General features: G+C 70.1%; 6 protein-coding genes and 1 CRISPR repeat array. Of the genes, 1 reads left to right on the top strand and 5 read right to left on the bottom strand.

The window, feature by feature from the left end; genetic code table 11:
- Nucleotides 1-449, bottom strand: a 449-nt coding sequence (locus B056_RS0105095; protein WP_018500821.1) for an IS6 family transposase, incomplete at its 3' end; no start/stop codon positions are given.
- A 423-nt stretch (nucleotides 450-872) separates the two neighbouring features.
- Nucleotides 873-1853 (bottom strand): endonuclease/exonuclease/phosphatase family protein, encoded by a 981-nt coding sequence (locus B056_RS0105090; RefSeq protein ID WP_018500820.1) that lies wholly within the window; start codon nucleotides 1851-1853, stop codon nucleotides 873-875.
- 169 nt (nucleotides 1854-2022) lie between these two features.
- A CRISPR array of direct repeats spans nucleotides 2023-4612; the repeat unit is 28 nt; unit sequence GGAAGATCCCCGCGCGTGCGGGGACGAC.
- A 114-nt stretch (nucleotides 4613-4726) separates the two neighbouring features.
- Here B056_RS0105090 and cas2e point away from each other — a divergent pair.
- The gene (cas2e, locus tag B056_RS0105085) at nucleotides 4727-4987 is read left to right on the top strand and encodes a type I-E CRISPR-associated endoribonuclease Cas2e (RefSeq protein WP_026239346.1); all 261 of its coding nucleotides are present in this window, start codon (nucleotides 4727-4729) and stop codon (nucleotides 4985-4987) included.
- Between the two features lie 1356 nt (nucleotides 4988-6343).
- Here cas2e and B056_RS35215 read toward each other — a convergent pair.
- Genes B056_RS35215 through B056_RS0105070 form a run of 3 tightly spaced genes read right to left on the bottom strand, consistent with a single transcriptional unit; the run spans nucleotide 6344 to nucleotide 7708 of the window.
- Nucleotides 6344-7048 (bottom strand): NYN domain-containing protein, encoded by a 705-nt coding sequence (locus B056_RS35215; RefSeq protein WP_018500818.1) that lies wholly within the window; start codon nucleotides 7046-7048, stop codon nucleotides 6344-6346.
- Nucleotides 7049-7079: 31 nt separating this feature from the next.
- Nucleotides 7080-7463 (bottom strand): type II toxin-antitoxin system VapC family toxin, encoded by a 384-nt coding sequence (locus tag B056_RS0105075; protein WP_018500817.1) that lies wholly within the window; start codon nucleotides 7461-7463, stop codon nucleotides 7080-7082.
- A complete protein-coding gene (locus tag B056_RS0105070; RefSeq protein ID WP_026239345.1) occupies nucleotides 7460-7708 on the bottom strand; it encodes a type II toxin-antitoxin system Phd/YefM family antitoxin in 249 nt (82 codons plus the stop codon). Before B056_RS0105070 ends, B056_RS0105075 begins: the two co-directional genes overlap by 4 nt.
- Nucleotides 7709-8537: the final 829 nt, after the last annotated feature.

Genomic DNA, 8537 nt, shown 5'->3' with positions numbered 1-8537 from the left:
CAGGCCTCGGGGAGCAGCTCGTCGAGGATCCGCGGGTAGACGGGTGCCTTGTCGGTGGTGACCTCGGCCGGCCGGCGCCCCTGCGTTAGCGCCCGACCGAAGAAGCGCTGGGCAGCGGCTTGGTCGCGTCGTGTGCTGGCGAGGACGTCGATGACCTGGCCATGCTGGTCGACGGCCCGGTAGAGGTAGGTCCATCGGCCGGCGACCTTGACGTACGTTTCATCGACGAACCACCTGTCCCCGGGCCGGTGCCGACACGGCCGAGCAGCCTCGACCAGCAGAGGCGTGAAGCGCCGCACCCACCGATACACCGTGACGTGATCAACATCGAGGCCGCGTTCGGCGAGGAGCTCCTCGACATCCCGGTAGGACAGCGCGTACCGCAGGTACCAGCGGACGGCGAGGACGATCACCTCCGGTGGGAACCGGAACCCCGCGAACTCCGACACCGGAACCGGTGGACAGGCACGACGTCGACGCATCCCTTGATCATGACTGATCGGCAGCCGCGGGACAGCGGACTCCGTCGATGCAACAGAGCCCCCGTTCCTACCTGCGGATCGTGTATCCGCGATGTATTGCTTACCGTATCGCGTGACCGTCCGGACCGGTCCGCCGCAGCCGTCCAACTCCGTTGAACGTGACGGGAAGGCTTTCCCTGTGGGAGCAGCACATCCGAATTATGGAGAACCTTTGGGTGACTCGTGAGGATGGACTGCCCCCGGAGTGAAACGACACCGTCACCCACGAGTGACCGACATCACTGAACGTTCCACCCTTGCGGACAGGCTCACGCCGATCGTGACCCCTGACCAGAGGAACCTGCGATGAGCGAAAGCCGATCACCACGAGCGTGATGGCGGCCCTGGAGGTTAGTCGGTTTCGGTGATGGTCATCCCGATGGGGAAGTGGTCGGAGTAGCCGGTCTCATCGACGGTGGCGCCCATCCCGCCGAAGGGGCGGGGTCGTGGGTAGTCGCCGGTGTGGACGAGTTCGGGGAAGCGCAGGATCTGCACGCTGTCGGGGTTGGCGTGCAGGGGGCTGGTGGGGTGGGCCATGGTGGCGTTGACGAGGAACTGGTCGAGCAGGTTCGGTTCGTTCTGGAAGTAGAACGTGCCTTCCGGGGTGCCGGCGGCGGGCCACATCAGGTTCCAGAACCGCGGTGTGTCCGCGTTGATCACCCGGACGGGCTGCCGGGTCGAGAGGGCGTGGGCGACCAGGGAGGTGTCGAACGGTTCGTCGTTGAAGTCACCCATCGCCAGCGCCGGGGTGTCCTGGCCGTGTTCCTCACGGACCCGCTGGTGGAAGTAGGCCAGGGTCTCCCCGGCGATGGCCCGGTAGCCGGCGGACTCGTACTGCCCCCCGGACCGCGATGGCCAGTGGTTCCCGAACACCGCCCAGGTTCGCCCGGTGTGGGTCTGGAAGTTGACCTGGACGATCTCACGGGTGGCGTTGCGGCGCATCACCACGTGGAAGAACACCTGCCCCGTCGGGGCGGTCAGCAGGTCCGGGTCGTAGAGGAATGCGACGTCGATCCCGCGGGCGTCGTCGGTGTCGGCGTGCACGATCTCGTAGCGGCGGTCACCGAGGCGGTCGGCGACCGCGGTGGCGAGGAGCTCGAGGACGAACCGGTTCTCCACCTCGCACACCCCGAGCAGGTCCGGGCCCGCACCGCCGTTCATCTGCGCGATCACCGACGCCAGCTGGGAGATCTTCCGGTCCCGCAGCTGTGGCGTCCAGCCGGCGAGGTCGTCACCGAGGGCGCGGGCGAGTTTCTCGGTCCGCCGCGGTGAGTTCTCCTCGTCGAAGAGGTTCTCCAGGTTCCACCAGGCGAGGTAGTAGGTCGTCGGCATCGGACCCCCCAGTCCACACGTGCCCCAACGGCACGATCACCCTACCGCCCGCACCAGACCGACCACGAAAGACGCTATTACCAGTCGCTGTCGCGCAGCCCCGGCGCGTACATGGCCGCTCCCTTCTTGACCATGGATCTTCTTGGTCTGGATGTGGGACTCGCAGAGCGGAAGATCCCCGCGCGTGCGAGGACGACGTGGCCAGAGAACCGAGAGGGAAACTGACGGAGGGAAGATCCTCGCGCGTGCGGGGACGACCGCCACGTGTACGGACACGACGATGGGCCCGGTGGAAGATCCCCGCGCGTGCAGGGACGACTCCAGGTCGCGACGCCGTACCCGGTATCGGGCCGGAAGATCCCCGCGCGTGCGGGGACGACAGTGGGTAGATCCTGCGGTCCTTGGTCCCTACGGGAAGATCCCCGCGCGTGCGGGGACGACCCAGCGGATCGGGCTGATCCAGCCGAGGGGCGGGGAAGATCCCCGCGCGTGCGGGGACGACGGGGCACCCGCTACGAGCGCACCGGCCGGCCGGGGAAGATCCCCGCGCGTGCGGGGACGACGCCTGCGGCGCGACCGGCCTCTGTGCTGGCGACGGAAGATCCCCGCGCGTGCGGGGACGACGGGGCAACGCTGGCAGGCGTGGTCCCCGTTGCGGGAAGATCCCCGCGCGTGCGGGGACGACTTGGCGGATCTCATGCCGCCCGAGGATGAGATGGGAAGATCCCCGCGCGTGCGGGGACGACGGCGAGCGGGTGGCGGAAATCGATACGCAGCCGGGAAGATCCCCGCGCGTGCGGGGACGACTCAGCCCGGACCCGCCGAATCAGACGATCTGTGGGAAGATCCCCGCGCGTGCGGGGACGACGCGTCGGGGGTGCTGCGGCATGCTCGTAATGAAGGAAGATCCCCGCGCGTGCGGGGACGACGCAGCTGGCACGGTCGGCGCCGTCTGCGGTGACGGAAGATCCCCGCGCGTGCGGGGACGACCGGTCGAAGCCGGCGGCGCGGGCGGCCCTGAGAGGAAGATCCCCGCGCGTGCGGGGACGACGAGACCTGGCCGCATGTCCCCGGAGATCCGGGGGGAAGATCCCCGCGCGTGCGGGGACGACACGATGACGAACTGCGTCGGCCGCCGGAACAGGGGAAGATCCCCGCGCGTGCGGGGACGACAGCCATCCGGCCTGCATGGCTGGGAGGATCAGGGGAAGATCCCCGCGCGTGCGGGGACGACGAACTCCCCGTGAAGGGTCGCGTCCCTGTGGAGGGAAGATCCCCGCGCGTGCGGGGACGACCCGGCCACGAGCACGGGCACCGAGACAGTGATGGGAAGATCCCCGCGCGTGCGGGGACGACATCCGTGACCAGGACGTACGCGGGTGCCGGACAGGAAGATCCCCGCGCGTGCGGGGACGACGCGCTGACGACGACCGTGGACAGCCTCAACGACGGAAGATCCCCGCGCGTGCGGGGACGACCCGGCTGAGCGTCTGGCGGCGGCGGAGGAGGTGGGAAGATCCCCGCGCGTGCGGGGACGACGCCGAGCTGAGCGCCTCCCGCGCACGCTCCAGGGGAAGATCCCCGCGCGTGCGGGGACGACCACGCCGTGCTCCCGAGCGAGACGCCGGACGTGGGAAGATCCCCGCGCGTGCGGGGACGACCCGTTGGCCTTCCCCGCGTAGCTGTCCCCGAGGGGAAGATCCCCGCGCGTGCGGGGACGACAGCAGCGCCGCCTGCTCAGCTGTGGCGGGCACGGGAAGATCCCCGCGCGTGCGGGGACGACGACGGAGCCGGTCTCGCCACATCCCCAGGTCAGGGAAGATCCCCGCGCGTGCGGGGACGACGCGTATGCGCGCTCGGCCCTCCTCATGGCTGAGGGAAGATCCCCGCGCGTGCGGGGACGACCAGCGCGCCGGCCACACCGGCAGTGATCACGGAGGAAGATCCCCGCGCGTGCGGGGACGACACCAGGGCGTTGATCGCCCCCGGCGCGTCATCCGGAAGATCCCCGCGCGTGCGGGGACGACCTGCTACCCGCCCTCGTGATCCTCGCCCTGTTCGGAAGATCCCCGCGCGTGCGGGGAGGACGTGGTGGCTCTGGCTCTTGGTGGGATGTTCGCGGGAAGATCCCCGCGCGTGCGGGGACGACATCCTGGCGCGCACCGACCCGGGCCACGACCGCGGAAGATCCCCGCGCGTGCGGGGACGACGCCACAGCGGCCGTGGCGGTCGACCGGGTGTCGGGAAGATCCCCGCGCGTGCGGGGACGACGGTAGCGGCCTGCGCCTCCAGGAGGACGGCGAGGGAAGATCCCCGCGCGTGCGGGGACGACCGCCGGGCTGGCGCCGCTGCCTGGCCACGAGCGGGAAGATCCCCGCGCGTGCGGGGACGACGTCATGGCCACCCCGACCAGCGACCTGGACGACGGAAGATCCCCGCGCGTGCGGGGACGACGTCGGCGTCGGCCAGTGCGGTGTCGCGGGCGTGGGAAGATCCCCGCGCGTGCGGGGACGACGCAACCGGCCGTCGACAATCCGGAAGGAAATGAGGAAGATCCCCGCGCGTGCGGGGACGACCGCGGCCATCGCCGGCACGGCCATCCCCGCGGAGGAAGATCCCCGCGCGTGCGGGGACGACGGTCCTCCGTAGCCCGGCCAGACGCACCCGGTGGGAAGATCCCCGCGCGTGCGGGGACGACATCATCTGACCGGGTCTGGGGCTGCCGGCGTGGGGAAGATCCCCGCGCGTGCGGGGACGACACTTGTTGACCTGCGGCTTTACTGCTCGATGGGGCCCAAATTTATCAGTCTCGTCGGAGCGGGCGGGTGGTGTCTGGCCGGGCCGGTGTGGTGGTTGACGGTGTCGGGCGGGGCCTGCTGGTCTGGCCCGCCTACCATGGCCACCTCACCCGGTGGATGATCGAGATCGCGGCGGGGGTCTTTGTCGGGAACCCCAGTGCCCGGGTCCGTGACCGTGTCTGGACCGTGCTCGCCCAGCGCGTCGGAGACGGCCAAGCCGTCATGATCGAACCCGCGGACAACGAGCAAGGCTGGGCCGTCCGCACCGCCGGCCGTGATCGCGGCTACCCGATCGACTACGACGGACTGATACTGTTCACCCGCCCACGCCGGTAAAACCCCAGCTCAGCAAGAGTCCTCCCCGCACGCGCGGGGATCTTCCCCAACGAAACCGAGAGTGCCGCACCGTGGGTGGGTCCTCCCCGCACGCGCGGGGATCTTCCCCGAACACCCCGGCACCGCCCCGCCGGGCGGCAGTCCTCCCCGCACGCGCGGGGATCTTCCCTCGGTCGGCGAGGACGGGGAGGGACTGCTGGGGTCCTCCCCGCACGCGCGGGGATCTTCCCTCGGTCGGCGAGGACGGGGAGGGACTGCTGGGGTCCTCCCCGCACGCGCGGGGATCTTCCCAGGAGCAGCAGGCCGGGCCGGTCCACGTCCCGGTCCTCCCCGCACGCGCGGGGATCTTCCCCACGCGAGGACTGGCGACGCGACGCCCTGTGCGTCCTCCCCGCACGCGCGGGGATCTTCCCCACGCGAGGACTGGCGACGCGACGCCCTGTGCGTCCTCCCCGCACGCGCGGGGATCTTCCCCCGCACCGGGCGCCCACCGCCACCGACCCGCGGTCCTCCCCGCACGCGCGGGGATCTTCCCTGGACTGGCAGCTCGCCGAGACCTATCCCGATGTCCTCCCCGCACGCGCGGGGATCTTCCGCCCTGCAGCCGATCGAAGCGGGCGTCTGGGGCGTCCTCCCCGCACGCGCGGGGATCTTCCCCCATCGTGCGGCCGGTGAGGCCAGAGAGCCTCGTCGTCCCCGCACGCGCGGGGATCTTCCGGCCGCGCGGGTCACCACCGCCGGGCCTCTGCCGTCGTCCCCGCACGCGCGGGGATCTTCCGAGTTCGGCGGGTGGCTTGCCAGTGTGGTGGCGGTCGTCCCCGCACGCGCGGGGATCTTCCCGCGCGCTATCAGGCCGGCGCGCGTGAGCGCGAGTCGTCCCCGCACGCGCGGGGATCTTCCCGGCAGCGGCGCGACCTCGTCCGGGCGGTGGTCGTCGTCCCCGCACGCGCGGGGATCTTCCCGCCATGACCGGGGTGTGCTGATGAGCCTCCTCGTCGTCCCCGCACGCGCGGGGATCTTCCCGGCTGGGAGTGGCCTCGGCGGGTGCGGTGGTGGTCGTCCCCGCACGCGCGGGGATCTTCCCGCCTGGGATCCGGCCCGGTGGGCCAGCGAGAAGTCGTCCCCGCACGCGCGGGGATCTTCCGGCGTACGCGGCCAGCCGGCGTGCGTCCTTGTCGTCGTCCCCGCACGCGCGGGGGTCTTCCCGCGAGGCGGTGGCCGTGGGACCAGCGGCCGAAGTCGTCCCCGCATGCGCGGGGGTTTTCCTCTCGTACCGGACGAGATGACGACGATCCGGTCCCTTGGCGTGGCTGCGAGCACGGCTGGCGGGTCGCCGTCGCCGTGGTGCTCGAGTGTCTACTTGACGCGTGCGTGGACGGGGCCGGACTTGCCACGGCTGTGTCGCTGGAGTTCGAACAGGTCGGTCGCGACCATGAGGTCCGTGAGGCGGGTGTAGCCGTAGGTCCTCAGGACGACTGCGGGGTGTTTGCGGATGGCCAGTCCGACGATCGACAGGTGGGTCCAGCCGTCGGGTCCGGTGTTCGTCGTGACCGCCTCGCGGAGCCGGCTGATGAGCGCCGTGTCCGCGCGCAGTTCGGCGGTCGTCGCCCGGGTGGGAGGCGCGACCGGGGCGGTCTGCGTCTTCTTCTTTGCCTGCGGGGCGGCGACAGTAATCTGCGGCGTGCCGGCATCCGCGCTCGGCATGGACGTCCCGGTTGCGCCGCTCGTCCTATGTGGGTGCGGCGGCGGGGCGGCCTGGGCGGGTACGAGCGCCTGGTCGGGCTTCGCGGTAGGTGTCGGTGGCGTGTCTGCCGCGAGGGTCTCGACGTAGACGAAGGTGTCGCAGGCGGCGGGCAGGCCCGGGTTCGTCTTCTTCTTCTCGCCGAACCCGTGGACGGTCAGACCTCCCTCGCGGATCCGTTCCGCCAACCGAGTGAAGTCGCTGTCCGAGGACGCGATGCAGATCGCGTCGACGGATCCGGAGTGCAGCAAATCCATCGCGTCGATGGTCAGCGCGAGGTCGGCCGCGTTCTTCCCCTTGACGGCGGCGAAGACCTGCACCGGCCGGATGGACAGCTCCTGCAGGGTCTTCTTAAATCGTGACGATCTTCAGGAGGTCTTCCATGCCTGCGAGGTCGGCTGGGTTGCGGGTGTAGATGCTGGCTGCGTGGGCGTGGGCGGTGGCCGCGATCAGCAGGTCCATGGTGCGTGCGCGTGGTTGGCGCCCGACTTCGATGACGCGGGCGGCCAGACGTCCGTAGCTGTCGGCGACGGCTTCGTCGACGGGCAGTGGGTCGAACCGTCGTTGGATCGCGCTGAGGCGGGCGAGCCGGGTTGCGCGGGCTTGGGGCGTCTTGGCGACGAGGATGCCGAACTGTAGTTCGGCGATGCTGATGATGCTGACTGCCAACTCGCCTGGAATGGGGGTGACGTCCGTGGCGACCAGGACGCTGGTGTCGAGGACGCCGCGATTCATCGGTCTTCCCAGGGATCCGCGAGGGAACCGTCGATGAGGTTGCGGTCCTCGGGCCAGTCGGTGTCCTCCGGCTGGGCGAAGAGATCCGCCAGATCGCCCCAGCGCCGCCACACACGCGGACTCACCGGGCCGAGGACGGCTGCTGGTCGGCCGGCCACGGTGATAGTGAGCCGTTCACCGGCCTGGGCTCGGCGTACCAGATCGCTGGCGTTCTGCCGGACCTCTCGAAGCCCTATCTCGTCCACCCCCCGAGAGTAGCACTTGTGCTATCTGCTCGCCGCTGCGAAAGAGGAGCCGGTGGTCGCGGCTTCGTTCGCCAAGGCGAGGATCTACCCGGTTCCCGTTGGGTCGGTTACATAGCGTCGCCGAAGTGGTCGCTGATGACTAGGGTCGACGATGCGTCTCCGTCGTTCGGACGATGATCCAGACTCGGCCGTGTGTGTGCGCATTGTGTGCGCGGATGTCGCGGCACGACGCGGCATCCGCCGGCACGTTCCGACACCGAAAACCCGCTGACCTCGGATTTTGCGGCACGGCGCGGCACGTTCCGGCATATTCCGATACGCGGTGATTCGTCTTGTAATCGAGCGGCTAGGGGTTCGAGTCCCCTCGCCGGCTCCAGACAGATAGCTCCTGACCTGCGGTTTTACAAAGTCAAAGATCATTTTGACAAGATCAAATCGGGTTGGTGTGCGCATGGTGTGCGCATTTCGCGTTGGCGTGCTGGGAACGATCTTGTTTTGGGTGTCGCCTTTGTCCGTCTAGGCCGGGATCTGAGGGCCCGCCACCGCCCCGGTGGCGGTTACTTTCTGTTACTTTCCTGGGGTTCTGGGGTGGGTGGGGTGCGGTAAGAGCGTTGCATGTCGGCTGGCGGTGGCTCATCCGCGCACCCTGCCCCGGGGTTACGCTGCGTGGGGATCGGGCGTGCACGGGGCCGTTGGGGGCCGTGGCGCCGTCGTGGACGGGAACGTTCCCGGTGGGGTGGGTGGTCGGTTATCCCGCGGCGCGGTACACGTCAGCGGGCCGCGCTGGGTTCCCGTGGCGTCGGGACGATTCCTGCCGCCATCCGCCGCC

The organism is Parafrankia discariae, from assembly GCF_000373365.1.
Taxonomy (GTDB): Bacteria; Actinomycetota; Actinomycetes; order Frankiales; family Frankiaceae; genus Parafrankia; species Parafrankia discariae.
This window is presented reverse-complemented; position numbering and strand designations above follow the sequence as displayed.